Origin of the sequence: Amycolatopsis sp. cmx-8-4, from assembly GCF_046548675.1 — a bacterium.
Lineage (GTDB): Bacteria > Actinomycetota > Actinomycetes > Mycobacteriales > Pseudonocardiaceae > Amycolatopsis.
The window spans coordinates 82,543-97,873 of record NZ_JAEBDZ010000025.1; the positions used below are offsets into that span (position 1 = coordinate 82,543).

A 15,331-nucleotide genomic window follows, 5' to 3' on the forward strand; every position below is an offset into this window, starting at 1 on the left:
CTGGACTCGGTCCCCGGGGAACGTCTGGCCGCACTCCCTCTCACCCGGAAGGCTGCCTTGTGTTCGTGCTGCCCGAAATCACCACCGGTCCCGAGCGTCTCCTGCTGGAGGCGACGATGGACCGCAACCGCCGCGCGGTCGCCGACACCGCGCGCGGCCTGTCCGACACCGACGTCCGGACGCGGCTCGTCGCGTCGTCGACCACGCCGATCGGCCTCGTCAAGCACGCCGCGATGGCCGAACGCCGCTGGTTCCAGCTCCTGCTGCTGGGCCTCGACGAGGCCGACTGCGACGGGCCCACGACCCCTGGCGACGCCAGTTTCGTCGTCGCCGACAGCGAAACCCTCGACGACGTGATCGCCGAGTTCGAGCGGGCCAGCGCACGCTCACGCGAGATCGCGGCCCGCTTCGACCTCGACGACACCTGGACCCACGACGTCCTCGGCGAGGTCAACCTCCGGTTCGTCTACCTGCTGCTGATCGAGGACTTCGCCCGCCACGCCGGGCACAGCGACATCCTCCGGGAGCAGCTCACCGCGCGCTGACCGCGTACTCCCCCTCCGGCGCCGCGACCACCCGGCGGTCCACAATGGACTGCAGGATCTCGCCCACCCGCACCGCGATGTTGGACAGCAGCGACGACGTGATGCCGTGCGTGTGCTCGGTCCCGCCCTGCAGGTAGATGCCGCCGCGCAGGGCGGGTTCCATCGTGATCCGGTAGTCGCGCTCGACGCGCAGCCGGCCCTCGTCGTCACGCGCGCACTGCGGACCCAGCTCGCCGAGCAGCGGCGTCGGGTCGGCGGGGCGGTAGCCGGTCGCGTAGACGACGGCGTCGGCCGTCAGCACCGTACGCTCGCCCGTCGTGAGCGACTCGACCGTCGCCGAGACGGCCGCGCCGGTGTCGGTCACCTCGACCGGGCGGGAGACGTTGAACAGCCGCAGCCGCTCCACACCCAGCACCTTCTCGCGGTAGACGCGGCGGTAGAGCTCGTCGATCAGCTCGACGTCGACGGCGGAGTAGTTCGTCGCGCCGTGGTAGCGCATCAGGCGGTCCTTGACCGGCTCACCCGCGCCGTAGAACTGGTCGACGGCCTCCGGGTCGAAGATCCGGTTGGCGAACGAGCTGTCGTCGGCCGGGCTGTAGCCGTAGCGCGCGAACACCGCGCAGATCTCGGTGTGCGGGAACTCGTCGTGCAGCAGGGCCGCCACTTCCGCGGCGCTCTGCCCGGCGCCGACCACGACGAACCGCTTCGGCTCGGTGCCGCGCAGGCGTTCGACGCGGAAGAGCAGCTCGCTGTTGTGCCAGATCCGCTCGCCCGCGGTGACGTCTTCGGGCAGCTGCGCCCGCAACCCGGTGCCCATGACCAGGTTCCGGGCCCGCAGCGAGGTGCCGTCGGAGATCTCGACGTCGAAGAACTCGACCTCTTCACCGTCGTAGACCGGCTTCACGGACACGACTTCGGTGCCGTACGAGACGACGTCGTCGACCTTCGCGGCCGCCCACTCGAAGTAGTCGTGGAACTCGACCCGCAGCGGGAACAGGTTCTTGTGGTTGATGAAGTCCACCAGCCGCCCGGCGGCGTGCAGGTAGTTGAGGAAGCTGAACTCGCTGCTCGGGTTCCGCATGGTGACCAGGTCCTTGAGGAACGAGACCTGCATCGTCGCGGTGTCGATCAGCATCCCGCGGTGCCAGCCGAAGCGGGGTTGCCGCTCCAGGAAGTGCGCGGTCACCGGCTCCTCCGAGCCGGCGTTGTGCTCGGCCAGCGCGATCGCGAGGGCCAGGTTCGAAGGTCCGAAACCCACCCCGACGACGTCGTAGATCGGGACCTGTTCGCCGGCCTCTGCAGTCATGTCGCTCCCTCGCACGCTCCGGTAAAGTTCAGGGAACCCTAACCTAACTTAGGCGAGCCTCGCCTAGTACGTTCGTGGTGATGTTCGTCCCCCGACTACGGAAAGGCATTCTCGAATGCGCGTGGCGATGTTCGGCTACCAGACCTGGGGGCACCGGACCCTCCAAGCGCTCATCGACGCGGGCCACGAGGTCGCGCTGGTGGTCACCCACCCGAAGAGCGACCACGCGTACGAGCGGATCTGGGCCGACTCCGTCGCCGACCTCGCCGAGGCGAACGGCATCCGCGTCCTGCTGCGCAACCGCCCGGACGACGACGAGCTGCTGGCCGAGCTGAAGACGGCCGAGCTCGACCTGATCGTGGCGAACAACTGGCGCACGTGGCTGCCGCCGGAGATCTTCGGCCTGCCGCGCCACGGCACCCTCAACATCCACGACTCGCTGCTGCCGTCCTACGCCGGGTTCTCCCCGCTGATCTGGGCGCTGGTCAACGGCGAGCCCGAGGTCGGCGTCACCGCCCACATGATGGACGGCGAGCTGGACGCGGGCGACATCGTCCTGCAGCGCGCGATCCCGGTCGGCCCGGCCGACACGACGACGGACCTGTTCCACCGCACGGTGGACCTCATCGCGCCGATCACGGCCGAGGCGATCCGGCTCATCGAGACCGGCTACACGCCGGTGCCGCAGGACCGGTCGAAGGCGAGCTTCTTCCACAAGCGCGCCGCGCGCGACAGCCTCATCGACTGGACGTGGCCGGTCGAGGACATCGAACGCCTGGTGCGCGCCCAGTCCGACCCGTACCCGAACGCGTTCGCCTACCACCGCGGCCAGGAGCTGCGCATCACCAAGGCGTCGGTCTCGCGGGGCCACTACGGCGGCACGCCGGGCCGCATCTTCATCAAGGAGGCCGACGGCGTGGTGATCGTGGCCGGCCCGGGAGCCCGCCGCGGCCAGTCCCCCGGCCTGCTGGTGGAACGAGTCCGCAGGGCGGACGGCACGGAACTCCCGGCGGGCGAGTACTTCACGACCATGGGCGGATACCTGACCGACCGGCCCTGAGACGCCGAGTGGTGCTGTTGGCGAATTCGTGGCGAGGCGCCGGTGAGCGGTCTGCCGCGGCTGGTCGTGAGTGTTTAGGGCGGTTAGAACCGCCCTAAACACTCACGAGGGCCGCGGCAGACCGAGGAACCGGCGGCGCAACAACGGGCTAGCGCAGCGGCACAACGCCGTCGGTCAGGCTCCCGGCGATCCGGCGGTAGGTGGGGTGTTCCCGCGGCGCGGCCACGCCGTACACGGCCGCCAGCACCTCGGCGAGGTCGGTCAGCAGGTCGGGCCCGGACAACTCCGGCGGGCCGTAGATCCGGCCGGGGGGCTTGAAGAACAGGCGGCACGGCACGTCCTCGCCCGGGCCGAGGGCGGGCTGCCGGTAGTCGACGGCCAGTTCGCGGCAGCCGACGCGGAGGAACGGGGCGCAGTCGGTGCCGGGACCGATTTCGGCGTACCAGCCGCGGATCTCGGGCCGGTCGGCGAGCAGCCGCTGCTCGAGCCGGGCGACGAGCGCCGGGAACCGGCCCGAACCGCGGAGGGGGGCCGCGAACGTGACGTAGCCCAGCAGCGCGACCGCGGTCAGCGTGTGGAACGACGCCATCCCCGACGGCTCCGGGTCGGTCGGCTCCGCGCGCAACGCCCACAGGTGGTAATCCGGCTCGGTGACCGCGTGCCGGAACTCGTCCTCGCCGACGGCGGTGGGTCCGGGCGGGAACGCGCCCCGGTAGACCTCCAGGGTGCGGGCGAAGTCCGGGTCGTCCGGGCCGGTCACCGCGTGGACGTCGAGCGGCCGGGCGGCCTCGCGACCGGTGTAGCGGTCCAGGGGCAGCCGGCCGACGTCGTCCCGTGCGCTCAGGTGCGCGGCCATGCGCCGGTACTCGGGCGAGTCCTCGGGACGGTCGATCCGCATGGCCAGCCGCAGGTACTCCCGGACGACGAGGGTGATCGCGGCGGCCGGGACGCGATCCCGCCAGGCCGCCGACAGCGGTTTGCCGATCAGGATCAGCCCGGTCACCGGAGCTTGTCCAGGCGACAGCGCGGGTTGCCGGTAAGGGAAGTCGAGGCCGGCGTAGCCGTACCGGTGCCAGATCAGGGCCCGCGCGACCGGGTCGAGGTTGTCGGCGAGTGCCGACACCGCCCGGGGATCGTTCATTTCGGCCACCACGCCGGCGAGTTCGCGCCCGCCGCCGGCGGCGTCGGCGGCCAGCACCGCTTCGATGTGGTTCATCAGGGCCCGGCCGACGCCGCGACCGCGCACGTCGGGCGAAACGAGCAGGTACTCGATCACCCCCGCGGCGGGTTCGGCCAGGTAGTCCGCGATCACGGCGCCGGCCAGCAGTTCGCCGTCGAAGGCGAGGACGATGTGGTAGTTGTTCTCGCCGTACCAGCCGTGTCCCTTCAGCCGCAGGTAGCCGGCCATGTTCTCCAGCGACTCGCGTTCGTCCGGATCGGGGAACAGGCTGACGTAAAGAGTCCCGTGGAACCCGGCCAGCACGGACAGGTCGTCCGCGGCGCCGGTGAGCTCGCGGAAGGTGATCACGGTCGGCTGTCTCCGCTGATCGCGCCGAGCAGCCGCTGGAAGTCCCGCGAGCCGAGCGCCGGTTCCCCGGGCACGAGGAAACCGGACTTCTGCAGCAGTTCGAGCTTGCCGTGGCGCTCGCCGACGTACGCGGCCTTGTGCGCCAGGCTGTCGAGGTTGTACTGGATCGCGTCGAGGTTGGTCAGGTCCGTGTGCTCCCACAGCAGGTAGCAGTCGCCCAGCCGTGGCGGCTGGTCCTCCGGGGCGTTCTCGGTGGCCCACCAGCACTGCCAGACGTAGGCGGAGTAGTAGTCCGGGATCTCGCGCAGCGGGTCGAGCCGGTGCTGCTCGGAATCCAACAACAGGCAGTAGTCGAACTCGCCCTGCCACCGCTCGGCCGCGGCGCCCAGCGCCGGGTTGCGCGTCATCAGGTGGGACCGGTGGCAGAGCAGCGCGGTGACCTCGGCCTTGAGCGCGCCAACCCCGCGTTCCCGGAACATCGGCATGATCCCGCTGCGGATGGCCCGGCCCTTCTCGCCGACCGCGGCCACGAGGATCGAGTTCGCCTCGTCGCCCCGGCCGAGCTGGCCCAGGAAGAACCGGGACCGGTCCGGCCCGTCCTCGCTCGTGAAGTCCCACGACGGCGCCCACTCCTCGAACCCCGCGTAGGTCCACTGCTGGATGCCGTTGCGGCCCACCGGGTCCGAGCCGCCGCCGGCGCGTTCCCACCAGCCGGCGTTGAGCAGCACGGCGGGCGAGAACACGCCGGTGACGCGCACTGGTTCCGGGTGCCGCGGCGGCCGGGACGACGGACCGAGCCGGGCCCGGAGCTGGTCGACGTCCAGCACTTTGGGCATCCGGTCCCGGCGAGGCACCGACGACGGAGTACCGCCGACGAAGTCGGTCGTGTGGAGCACCTTCTGCAGCAGCAAGGTCAGCGGGTCCGCGATCTCGGCCCGGATGATGTCGGCGATCAGCCCTGGCCGGTAAGGGATCCCCACGCCGATCGAAAGGGGGCCGAGCTTGCCCGATATATGCCACAGGGACTCGGTGTCCGAAACGCCGCCCCGATTGACCGCCATGTCTCCGCCCATCCGCTCGCTCGCCGAACGGGTGGTAGGTCGGCGTCGTACTGGGCACCGTTACATCGGCTGTCCGTACTGGATCAGGTGAGGATCTTGACCATGGTGTCGGAGTCCGCGGAACCCGCGCCCACGATCTCGTACCCTTCCGCGAGATACAGCCGCTGCGCGAAGTTCTTCCGTTCGACGCTGAGCCCGATCCGTCCGATTCCCGCTTCGACGGCCCGGTTTTCGACGGCCCGCAGGAGCGCACGGCCGACACCCCGGCCGCGCCAGGCGGCCACCACGCCGATCGTCAACTCCGGGACGTCATCGGCGACGAACCCGTACCCCGGGTCGTCGGCGGTGAAGAAACGCAGCCACGCCGCGCCGACGCGTTCGCCATCCGCCTCGGCGACCACGCCGAGGTCGTCCGGCCGCGGCCACCCGGCGACGTAGTGCGCGGTGTCCGGCGCCCGCAGCACCCGCCGCCGGCTCTTCTTCTTCCACTCCGGCGACCAGTTGACCGCCGCCACGAGCATGTCGGCCAGGAAGCCGGCGTCGTCGCGAGTCGCCTCGCGCAGGTTCACAGCTCGCGGACCTTGCCGCCGGTCACCTCGAAGCGGCGGGTGACGTGCACGGCGTCGAGCATCCGGCGGTCGTGCGTCACCAGCAGCAGCGTGCCCGGGTACCGGTCCAGCGCCGCCTCGAGCTGCTCGATGGCGGGCAGATCCAGGTGGTTGGTCGGCTCGTCGAGCACCAGCAGGTTGACGCCGCGCGCCTGCAGCAGCGCCAGCGCCGCGCGGGTGCGCTCCCCCGGCGACAGCGTCGCGGCGGACCGCAGCACGTGCGCGGCCTTGAGCCCGAACTTCGCCAGCAACGTCCGGACGTCGGCGTCAGGCAGCTCCGGCACTTCACGCGCGAAGGCGTCCGCGAGCGGGCCGTCGCCGAGGAACAGCTTGCGCGCCTGGTCGACCTCGCCGACCACGACACCCGAGCCGAGCGCCGCATCGCCTTCGTCCGGGGACAGCCGGCCGAGCATCAGCGCCAGCAGCGTCGACTTCCCGGCGCCGTTCGCGCCGGTGATGGCGACCTTATCCGCCCAGTCCACCTGCAGGTCGACCGGCCCGAGCGTGAACCCGCCGCGGCGCACGACCGCGCCGCGCAGGGTCGCGACCACCGCGCCCGCCCGCGGGGCCGCGGCGATCTCCATCCGCAGCTCCCACTCCTTGCGGGGCTCCTCGACGACGTCCAGGCGCTCGATCATCCGCTCGGTCTGCCGCGCCTTCGACGCCTGCTTCTCCGTGGCCTCGCTGCGGAACTTGCGGCCGATCTTGTCGTTGTCGGGTGCCTTCCGGCGGGCGTTCTTGACGCCCTTCTCCATCCAGCCCCGCTGCATCCGCCCGCGGGCCTCGAGCGCGGCCTTCGTGCCGGCGAACTCGTCGTAGTCCTCGCGGGCGTGCCGCCGCGCGACCTCGCGCTCCTCCAGGTAGGCGTCGTACCCGCCGCCGTAGGTGTTGACCTGCTGCTGCGCCAGATCCAGCTCGACGACGCGGTCGACCGTGCGGGCCAGGAACTCGCGGTCGTGGCTGACCAGCACCGTGGCCGAGCGCAGGCCGGTGACGAACCGCTCCAGCCGGGCGAGGCCGTCCAAGTCGAGGTCGTTGGTCGGCTCGTCGAGCAGGAAGACGTCGTAGCGGCTCAGCAGCAGCGACGCCAGCCCGGCGCGCGCGGCCTGGCCACCCGAGAGCGACGTCATCAGCTGGTCCAGGTCGATGGCCAGCCCAAGGTCGGCGGCCACCTCCGCGGCACGGTCGTCGAGGTCGGCGCCGCCGAGGGCGAGCCACCGGTCGAGCGCGGTCGCGTACTGGTCGTCCGAGCCGTCCTCGCCCGCGGTGAGCGCCTCGGTGGCCCGGTCGAGGTCCGCCTGCGCCGCCGAGACGCCGGTGCGGCGCGCCAGGAACGCCCGCACCGACTCGCCTTCGCGGCGTTCGGGCTCCTGCGGCAGGTGCCCGACGGTAGCGGTCGGCGGGTTCAGCCGCACCTCACCGTCGTCCGGGCGGGCCAGGCCGGCCAGGGTCCGCAGCAGCGTCGACTTGCCGGCGCCGTTGACGCCGACCAGGCCGACGACGTCGCCGGGCGCGACGACCAGGTCCAGACCGGAGAAGAGGAGGCGATCGCCGTGGCCCGCGGCCAGGTCCTTCGCGACGAGAGTTGCGCTCATGAGGTAGCCGAGTCTACGGGCACGTGGTGAACTGTCAGATCAAGGTCAATGACACCGCCTGTGTGTGTCCGGTGGCGCTTTGATCACTCAGTGTGGGTAACCTGTTCGGTTGTCGATACCCCGCAGCAGTGAGGTCGGTGAACACAGAATGGGCGAGCCCGCTTCCCCGGTCACCCTCGGCCGAAGGCCGAAGGCGAGGGAAGGCCGCGCGTCGGCGCCACGGCCGACGGTCAGCCGCCGTCGCGAGGTGAGCCACGCGAGCGCGCGTTCGCTCCTGATGACCGTGCTCGGCGAGTACGCGCTCCCCCGCGACAAGCCGGTCTGGACGTCGATGCTGGTCGAGGTCCTCGGGATCCTCGACATCGAGGAGAAGTCGGCGCGGCAGGCGCTGGCCCGCTCCGCCGCCGAGGGCTGGGTGGTCTCCGAGCGCGTCGGCCGCCGGGTGCGGTGGTCGCTGACGCCGCCGGGGCGCCGGCTGCTGACCGAGGGCGCCGACCGGATCTACGCGTTCGGCCGCGAGGCCCGCCCGTGGAACGGGCAGTGGCTGATGCTGATCGTGTCCGTGCCGGAGGCCAAGCGCGACCTGCGCCACCGGCTGCGCACGCGCCTGACCTGGGCGGGCTTCGGCTCGCCGGTCGCCGGCGTCTGGGTCAGCCCGGACCTGAGCCGCCAGCGCGAGGCCCAGCAGATCGTCACCGACCTGGGTCTCGAAGCGCAGGCCATGTCGTTCACGTCGACCTACGGCGAGGTCGGCGAGCAGGAGACGATGGTCGCCCGCTCCTGGGACCTCACCGAGCTGAAGGACCGCTACGAGGACTTCATCGACCGCTTCACCGGCCTGAACCCGACCGGCGGCCGCGCGGTGCTGCGGGCGCAGACCGAGCTCGTGCACGAGTGGCGGCGGTTCCCGTTCCTCGACCCGCAGCTGCCCGCCGAGCTCCTGCCGGCGAAGTGGAGCGGGACGAAAGCCGGGGAGCTGTTCCATCACAAACACGTCGACTGGCGCCCCGACGCCCAGCAGTATTGGGACGACATCGTCGAAGCCGAAGAAGCAGGGTGAGCATGACTGACCAGGTCCGCCTCGACCGTGACGGCGGGCTCGCCGTCCTGACCATCGACGCGCCGCCGTTGAACCTGTACACGGCTTCCCTGCAGGCCGACCTCGCCGCCGCCATCGGTTCGCTGGAAGACACCCCCGCCCGGGCGCTGCTGATCCGCGCCGAGGGCAAGATCGTCAGCGGCGGCGTGGACGTCTCGCTGTTCGACGCCCAGGGCTCGCCCGCCGAGGCGAAGGTGCTGTTCGACGAGATGCTCGCGGTGCCGGACCGGATCGCCGCGCTGCCGTTCCCCACCGTGTTCGCCGCCCACGGCCTGTGCCTGACCTGGGCGTTCGAGATCGCGGTGGCCTGCGACCTCATCCTGGCGTCCTCGCGCGCGAAGTTCGGGCTGGTCGAGAAGGTCGTCGGGCTGACGCCGACCATGGGCGGCACCCAGCGGCTCGCCGCGCGGGCGGGCGTCGGGCGCGCCAAGGAGTTCGTGATGACCGGCGACACCTACGACGCGGCGACGATGGAGCGCTGGAACGTCGTCAACCGCGTCCTGCCGGACGAGGGCTTCGACGCCGCGGCCCGGGCGTTCGCCCAGCGGCTGGCCGACGGCCCGACCCGCGCCCACGCGGCGACCAAGCGCGTGCTGGACCACTTCGCCGCGGGCGGCGTCCCGGAGGCCAACGCGCACATCACGACGATCGCGGCGGCGCTGTTCGAGACCGAGGACCTCCGGGGCGCCGTGAAGTCGTTCCTCGCGGACGGCCCGGGCAAGACGACGTTCTCCGGACGTTAACAGTCCGTTCGGACAACGGTTTCCGCCGTTCGGGCGTGCGCGGATCGTCCCGCTCCGGGCTACATTCGAATTTGGTCTAGACCACCACATTCGTCTGCTTCGTGTCGCTTGGAGAACCGCCATGAGACGCACACCCGCACGACTACGCTCCGCGCTCGCCGCACTGCTGATAGCAGCAGGCGGCGTCGCGGCGCTGGCCCCGCCCGCCGCCGCGGCCGGTTCGCTGACCGCCGCACTCGCCCTGAGCGGCACGACCGGTACCTACACCGTCGCCAACGCCGGAACCGCCTCGGTCAGCAACTGGGCGATCACCTTCACGCTGCCCGCCGGCGTCACCGCCAGCACCGGCGACAACGCCACGGTGACCCAGAACGGCACCCAGGTCACGCTGACCCCGGCGTACTACATCGCGACGCTGGCGCCGGGCCGCACCACCTACCCGTACAACCCGACGTTCCGGCTCAGCGCGGCCGCGACGCCGGCGCAGTGCCGCGTCGACAACGCCAACTGCGACGGTTCACCGGACACGCCACCCGGCGCGCCCGCGAACTTGCGGCTGGTCGCGAAGACGACGACCACGGCCGCGCTGGCCTGGAACGCGTCGACGGCCGGCTCGCTGCCGGTCACCGGCTACGACGTCTACCGGGACGGGACGCTCGCCGCGTCCGTCACCGGCACCAGCGCCACGATCAGCGGGCTGACGCCGAACACGGCGTACTCGTTCACCGTGAAGGCCAAGGACTCCAAGGGCACGGCGTCACCGGCGAGTGCGGCGCTGGCCGTCACCACCAACAACCCGGCCAACGACACGCAGGCGCCGACGGTGCCCAGCGGTCTGCGGTCGACGTCGGCCGACGCGGCTTCGGTGTCGCTCACCTGGACCGCGTCCACCGACAACACCGGCGTCGTCAGCTACGACGTCTACCGCGGGAGCACCCTGGCCACGACGGTCACCACGACCGCCGCCGTCGTCACCGGCCTGTCACCGTCCACTTCGTACACGTTCACGGTGCGCGCCCGGGACGGCTACGACAACGTGTCGGCGCCGAGTGCCGCCGTCACCGCGAAGACCGGCGACATCGTCTCGGGCTACGCGAAGGTCGGCTACTTCGTGCAGTGGGGCATCTACGGGCGCCAGTACTTCGTCAAGAACCTCGAGACGACCGGCGCGGCCGCGAAGCTGACACACCTGCTGTACGCGTTCGAGAACATCGACCCGGTGAACCTGACCTGCCTCTCCGGCGTCACGAAGGGCACCACGGCGAACCCGCAGGACCCGAGCCAGGGTGACGGCGCCGGCGACGCCGAGGCCGACTACTCGCGGCCGTTCGCGGCGGCCCAGTCGGTCGACGGCGTGGCCGACACCGGCTGGGAAGCGTTGCGCGGCAACTTCAACCAGCTCAAGAAGCTCAAGGCGAAGCACCCGAACCTGAAGGTGCTGGTCTCCCTGGGCGGCTGGACGTACTCGAAGTACTTCTCCGACGTCGCGGCCACCGACGCGTCGCGCAAGAAGTTCGTCTCGTCGTGCGTCGACACCTGGATCAAGGGCAACCTGGCGTCCTACGGGGGTGCCGGCGGCCCGGGCACCGCGGCCGGGCTCTTCGACGGCATCGACATCGACTGGGAGTGGCCCGCCAGCGCCGACGGTCACCCCGGCAACCACTGGAGCCCGAACGACAAGAACAACCTGACCGCGCTGATGGCCGAGTTCCGCACGCAGCTCGACGCGTACGGCGCGACGACCGGCAAGCGGTACCAGCTGCAGGCCTTCACCCCGGCGGACCCGGCCAAGGTCGCGGCCGGGTGGGATCTGTCGAAGATCTTCAGCTACCTCGACGTCGCGAACGTGCAGGGGTACGACTTCCACGGGTCGGGCAGCGACAACTCGTGGGAACCGAACCGCACCGGCCACCAGGGCAACCTGTACGCCGACGCGGACGACCCGTACAACTTCCACTTCAGCGCCGAGGCGGCGATCAACGCGTACACGAACGCGGGCGTCGATCCACGGCGGCTGACGCTCGGCCTGGCCTTCTACGGCCGCGGCTGGCAGGGCGTCGCCGCGGGCGGCAAGAACGGCGAGTGGCAGTCGGCGACCGGCGCCGCGCCGGGGCAGTTCCCCGAGGAGGCCGGCACGCGCGGGTATTCGAACCTCCTCGCGAGTGTCCCCGGGTGCACGGTCTACCACGACACAGCGGCCGTCGCGACGTCCTGCTACACGGGCAACGGCGGCCAGTGGTGGACGTTCGACGACGCGTGGTCGATCGGGCTGAAGACCACCTGGCTCAAGTCCCGCGGCCTGCTCGGCGTGATGGCGTGGGAGATGTCGGGTGACACCGGGGCGTTGATGAACGCGGTCAGCGCGGGTCTCGGTTAACGGAACGGCTATTCAGCCCGCTGAACGGAAATCGCCTTCCGTTCAGCGGGCTGAACATTTCGCTCTTTCTTTCCTTCACGACACGAAGAAAGGCGCCTTTCCTCCTTGACTGACGGTGGTCTGGACCATAAAACTGTCGGGACAGCGCGCTGGTGATCCACCTCACAACGTCGTCCCGAGGAGAGCCATGTCCGCATCCCGCTGGAGGAAAGTCGTCACGCTCGCCGCCGCCGTCCCGCTCGCACTGGGCCTGATCGCCACCCCGGCGCCCGCGGCGCCGGCCACGTTCACCCACCCGGGCGTACTGGTCAGCCGTCCGCAGCTGGACTTCGTGAAGGCGCAGGTGAACGCCGGTGCCCAGCCGTGGAAAGCCGCTTACGACCAAGCCAAAGCGAGTGCGTACGCATCGCTTTCGCGCACGCCGAAACCGCGTTCGGTCGTCGAATGCGGCCCGTACTCGGACCCGAACCTCGGCTGCACCGATGAGCGGGAAGACGCGATCGCGGCGTACACGGACGCGCTGATCTGGTACATCTCCGGCGACGCCCGCTACGCGCAGAAGTCGATCGCCCTGATGGACGCGTGGTCGGCGACGATCACCAACCACACCAACAGCAACGCGCCCCTGCAGACGGGCTGGGCGGGCTCGTCCTGGCCCCGCGCGGCGGAGATCATCAAGTACACGTACACGAGCTGGCCGAACTCGGCCCGCTTCGGCACGATGCTGCGCAACGTCTACCTGAACAAAATCATCAACGGCAGCAACAGCAACGGCAACTGGGAACTGTCCATGATGGAGGCCGCGGTAGGGATCTCGGTCTTCCTGGAGGACAAGACGAACTACGACAAGGCGGTAACCCGCTACCGCAACCGCGTCGCGGCGTACGTCTACCTCACTTCGGACGGCTCCCTGCCGAAGACGGTCCCCGGCAGCGGCCTGTCCACACGCGACCAGATAGTGGGCTATTGGCAGGGCCAGGGCACGTTCGTGGACGGCCTCACCCAGGAGACCTGCCGCGACTTCGTCCACACGGGCTACGGCATAGCGGCGATCGCGGACGTGGCGGAGACCTTGCGCATCCAGGGCCAAGACGTCTACGGAACAGACGTCGGCGAGCGGCTGCGCCAGGCACTGGGCTTCCAGTCGAAGTACGAACTGGGCACGGCGGTCCCGTCGTGGCTCTGCGGAGGCAGCGTCAACCGAGGCCTGGGCCCGGTGACCGAGGTGGGCTTCAACGCACTCCACGGCCGTCTGGGCATCGCGATGGCCAACACGCAGACGCTGACGGAGAGCAAGCGCCCGGCGGGCACCAACGCGCTGTTCGTGGCGTGGCAGACGCTGACCCACGCGAACAACCCAGCGTGAGCGTGCGCCTTGCCCGCCCGGCCCGTTTTCCTGGGTTTCCCCGGGTTTCCGCAGGTCAGGCGGGCAAGGCACCCTGGTTACAGAGCCGTTTCGAGGGCGCGCTAGAGTACTCACACGCACTGGGAAGTGCGGGTCCGGGCTGTGGCGCAGTTTGGTAGCGCACTTGACTGGGGGTCAAGGGGTCGCAGGTTCGAATCCTGTCAGCCCGACCGGACAGCGGGTTTCCGCAGCTCACAGCTGCGGGAGCCCGCTTTTTGCTGTGGTCATGGGTGTCGATCCGGTCTAGCACAGCGCTCGGTGACACCTTGACTGGAGGCTCTCCCCATGCCGACAAATTTGACCAAACAGGGTCTACCACGACCCGTGGATGACACCTGGCGTTCCTACGTCGAAGAGTGGGACCGCAGCCTGCGTGCTGCGAACCGTCCGCACACAACCCGCTACAACTACGAACTCGCAGTCACGCAACTCGCCGACTTCTTAGGCGGCTCGGAGCTGCCGACGTTCCTCGCGAAGATGGACATGTCCGCCGACGACGACAGCGATGCCGCAGAAGACCCGGCCGACGTCGGACGCAAGCACATCGAGTGGTTCATCGCCTGGATGATCGACAGTCGCTCCGCCTCCACGGCCCTCAACAAGTACAAAGGGGTCCAGCAGTTCTTCAACTACCTCCTCGAGTGCGAGGAGATCGACCGCCACCCCATGGAAAAACTCAGCCAGCCTGACACACCCAACAAGCTCGTACCGGTGGTGTCCGACGACGAGCTGACCCGCCTGCTTGATACGTGCCGCGGAAAGAGCTACCGCGACCGTCGCGACATGGCGATCATCCGCCTCTTCCTCGACACCGGTGCCCGACTCACCGAAGTCGCCAATCTCAAGCTCGCAGACGTCGATCTCCGGCGCGACGGCGTCCTTGTCCAGGGTAAGGGAGATCGTCAGCGGTTCATCCCTTTCGGTGAACGCACCGGCCAAGCTATCAGTCGCTACCTCCGAACCCGCAATCGTCACCCAGCCACAGACAGTCCATACCTGTTCCTCGCCGAACGCGGACAAGAGCCATTGAAACCGAACGGAATCAAGATCATGATTCGCCGTCGCGGCAATGCCGCCGGCATCCCACACATGCACGCTCACCGACTCCGCCACACCCTGTCGCACGTGTGGCAGCGAGAACAAGGAAACGAATCCGACCTCATGGCCATCATGGGCTGGCGCTCCCCCGAAATGCTCCGCCGCTACGGCGCGAGCGCAGCTGCCGAGCGAGCAGAGAATACCCACCGGACACTGAAGCTGGGCAACCGCGTATAAGCAGGGCTGCCGCTGCTCAACCACGGAGCAGCGGCAGCTCAATAACATAGCAACGGCGAGCCGCCTTTAGCATGCCATGACTGTTCCAAGTCAATTGCCAGCGAAGTGCGTAACCCTGACCAAGGCCAGAACTCGAGCTCATCAGCCCTGTAAACACGCGTCCGCGTGTTCACAGGGGGACTCGAACACGTGTTCGTAGCATCCCTGCGCAGGATGCGTGTTCATGCGACAGACCATAGCGCCGCACTGCGACCGTACGCCAGCTGGCCCACGTCAGCGTCTGCCGAGGGCTACCAGTTCTTAGACGACGCCCGAGGCGACGCCATGACCGCCCGACCACCTATCACTGGCGGGATGACAACCTATACCCATCGCTTAAGCCTCGACCACGCAGTCGTTTCCCTCCAGCTCGTCGCCCGCGATACGCGTCCTTAGCCTTCACCTCCCCCCGAGGTCCGCCCGCAGTGCCTGAGCAGCAAATTCCAAGGTCTCGTAGAGCCGCCACGTCGCGCCCCCGTAGCCCAACTGACAGAGGCAACGGATTCAAAACCCGTGTAGTGAGAGTTCGAATCTCTCCGGGGGCACGTTCCACAACCCCACAAGTCGCCTCGGCACTCTGGCCTGGCGTTGCTTGCGGGTTCATCTGATCGCTGATCCTCTCTGCTGTACCCGCGACCTCACTGAGCTGGTCGGCGGGCAAGGTGATCGTCAGTGTCGCATGCTCTCCCC

General features: G+C 69.5%; 12 protein-coding genes and 2 tRNA genes. 9 read left to right on the forward strand and 5 right to left on the reverse strand.

Annotated features, from left to right (window positions below):
- Positions 1 to 59 precede the first annotated feature (59 nt).
- The gene (locus tag ACLJQZ_RS37540) at positions 60 to 545 is read left to right on the forward strand and encodes a DinB family protein (RefSeq protein ID WP_410625112.1); all 486 of its coding nucleotides are present in this window, start codon (positions 60 to 62) and stop codon (positions 543 to 545) included.
- On the opposite strand, the gene ACLJQZ_RS37545 is transcribed toward ACLJQZ_RS37540, so the two are convergent.
- Positions 532 to 1,851 (reverse strand): lysine N(6)-hydroxylase/L-ornithine N(5)-oxygenase family protein, encoded by a 1,320-nt coding sequence (locus ACLJQZ_RS37545; protein WP_410625114.1) that lies wholly within the window; start codon positions 1,849 to 1,851, stop codon positions 532 to 534. The two genes, ACLJQZ_RS37540 and ACLJQZ_RS37545, sit on opposite strands and share 14 nt — an antisense overlap.
- A gap of 115 nt (positions 1,852 to 1,966) precedes the next feature.
- Between ACLJQZ_RS37545 and ACLJQZ_RS37550 the strand changes: the two genes are divergently transcribed.
- Complete coding sequence (locus ACLJQZ_RS37550) at positions 1,967 to 2,911, forward strand: methionyl-tRNA formyltransferase (RefSeq protein WP_410625116.1); 945 nt, start codon at positions 1,967 to 1,969, stop codon at positions 2,909 to 2,911.
- A gap of 148 nt (positions 2,912 to 3,059) precedes the next feature.
- On the opposite strand, the gene ACLJQZ_RS37555 is transcribed toward ACLJQZ_RS37550, so the two are convergent.
- The 4 genes from ACLJQZ_RS37555 to ACLJQZ_RS37570 form a co-directional block, all read right to left on the reverse strand.
- Positions 3,060 to 4,439 carry a GNAT family N-acetyltransferase gene (locus ACLJQZ_RS37555; RefSeq protein WP_410625117.1) on the reverse strand — a complete coding sequence of 460 codons (1,380 nt, stop codon included), beginning with the start codon at positions 4,437 to 4,439 and terminating at the stop codon, positions 3,060 to 3,062.
- On the reverse strand, positions 4,436 to 5,500 hold the full coding sequence (locus ACLJQZ_RS37560; protein WP_410625119.1) for a hypothetical protein: 1,065 nt from the start codon (positions 5,498 to 5,500) through the stop codon (positions 4,436 to 4,438). The genes ACLJQZ_RS37555 and ACLJQZ_RS37560 overlap by 4 nt, the downstream gene beginning before the upstream one ends.
- An 83-nt stretch (positions 5,501 to 5,583) precedes the next feature.
- Complete coding sequence (locus ACLJQZ_RS37565; protein WP_410625121.1) at positions 5,584 to 6,069, reverse strand: GNAT family N-acetyltransferase; 486 nt, start codon at positions 6,067 to 6,069, stop codon at positions 5,584 to 5,586.
- Positions 6,066 to 7,703, reverse strand: a complete 1,638-nt coding sequence (locus ACLJQZ_RS37570; RefSeq protein ID WP_410625123.1) for an ABC-F family ATP-binding cassette domain-containing protein — start codon at positions 7,701 to 7,703, stop codon at positions 6,066 to 6,068. Before ACLJQZ_RS37570 ends, ACLJQZ_RS37565 begins: the two co-directional genes overlap by 4 nt.
- A gap of 148 nt (positions 7,704 to 7,851) precedes the next feature.
- Between ACLJQZ_RS37570 and ACLJQZ_RS37575 the strand changes: the two genes are divergently transcribed.
- The 7 genes from ACLJQZ_RS37575 to ACLJQZ_RS37605 all read left to right on the forward strand — a co-directional run bounded on the left by ACLJQZ_RS37575 (position 7,852) and on the right by ACLJQZ_RS37605 (position 15,186).
- Positions 7,852 to 8,763: a PaaX family transcriptional regulator C-terminal domain-containing protein gene (locus tag ACLJQZ_RS37575; protein WP_410625124.1), complete on the forward strand. Its 912-nt coding sequence runs from the start codon at positions 7,852 to 7,854 to the stop codon at positions 8,761 to 8,763.
- 2 nt (positions 8,764 to 8,765) lie between these two features.
- Entirely contained in the window at positions 8,766 to 9,545 is a 780-nt protein-coding gene (locus ACLJQZ_RS37580) for an enoyl-CoA hydratase/isomerase family protein (protein WP_410625126.1), read from the forward strand.
- A 121-nt stretch (positions 9,546 to 9,666) separates the two neighbouring features.
- On the forward strand, positions 9,667 to 11,922 hold the full coding sequence (locus tag ACLJQZ_RS37585) for a glycosyl hydrolase family 18 protein (protein WP_410625128.1): 2,256 nt from the start codon (positions 9,667 to 9,669) through the stop codon (positions 11,920 to 11,922).
- A 187-nt stretch (positions 11,923 to 12,109) separates the two neighbouring features.
- Positions 12,110 to 13,288, forward strand: coding sequence for an alginate lyase family protein (locus ACLJQZ_RS37590; protein ID WP_410625129.1), 1,179 nt, complete (start codon positions 12,110 to 12,112; stop codon positions 13,286 to 13,288).
- 135 nt (positions 13,289 to 13,423) lie between these two features.
- A tRNA-Pro gene (locus ACLJQZ_RS37595) sits at positions 13,424 to 13,497 on the forward strand.
- A gap of 154 nt (positions 13,498 to 13,651) precedes the next feature.
- Positions 13,652 to 14,602 (forward strand): tyrosine-type recombinase/integrase, encoded by a 951-nt coding sequence (locus ACLJQZ_RS37600; RefSeq protein WP_410625130.1) that lies wholly within the window; start codon positions 13,652 to 13,654, stop codon positions 14,600 to 14,602.
- Between the two features lie 510 nt (positions 14,603 to 15,112).
- Positions 15,113 to 15,186, forward strand: a tRNA-Leu gene (locus ACLJQZ_RS37605).
- The last annotated feature ends 145 nt before the right edge of the window (positions 15,187 to 15,331 follow it).

What these genes read in the sequence shown, in the direction of transcription:
- ACLJQZ_RS37580 (WP_410625126.1), top strand. Translation starts at nt 8,766, where the DNA reads ATGACTGACCAGGTCCGCCTCGACCGTGACGGCGGGCTCGCCGTCCTG.
- ACLJQZ_RS37570 (WP_410625123.1), bottom strand. Translation starts at nt 7,703, where the DNA reads ATGAGCGCAACTCTCGTCGCGAAGGACCTGGCCGCGGGCCACGGCGAT.
- ACLJQZ_RS37590 (WP_410625129.1), top strand. Translation starts at nt 12,110, where the DNA reads ATGTCCGCATCCCGCTGGAGGAAAGTCGTCACGCTCGCCGCCGCCGTC.
- ACLJQZ_RS37575 (WP_410625124.1), top strand. Translation starts at nt 7,852, where the DNA reads ATGGGCGAGCCCGCTTCCCCGGTCACCCTCGGCCGAAGGCCGAAGGCG.
- ACLJQZ_RS37550 (WP_410625116.1), top strand. Translation starts at nt 1,967, where the DNA reads ATGCGCGTGGCGATGTTCGGCTACCAGACCTGGGGGCACCGGACCCTC.
- ACLJQZ_RS37585 (WP_410625128.1), top strand. Translation starts at nt 9,667, where the DNA reads ATGAGACGCACACCCGCACGACTACGCTCCGCGCTCGCCGCACTGCTG.
- ACLJQZ_RS37560 (WP_410625119.1), bottom strand. Translation starts at nt 5,500, where the DNA reads ATGGCGGTCAATCGGGGCGGCGTTTCGGACACCGAGTCCCTGTGGCAT.
- ACLJQZ_RS37545 (WP_410625114.1), bottom strand. Translation starts at nt 1,851, where the DNA reads ATGACTGCAGAGGCCGGCGAACAGGTCCCGATCTACGACGTCGTCGGG.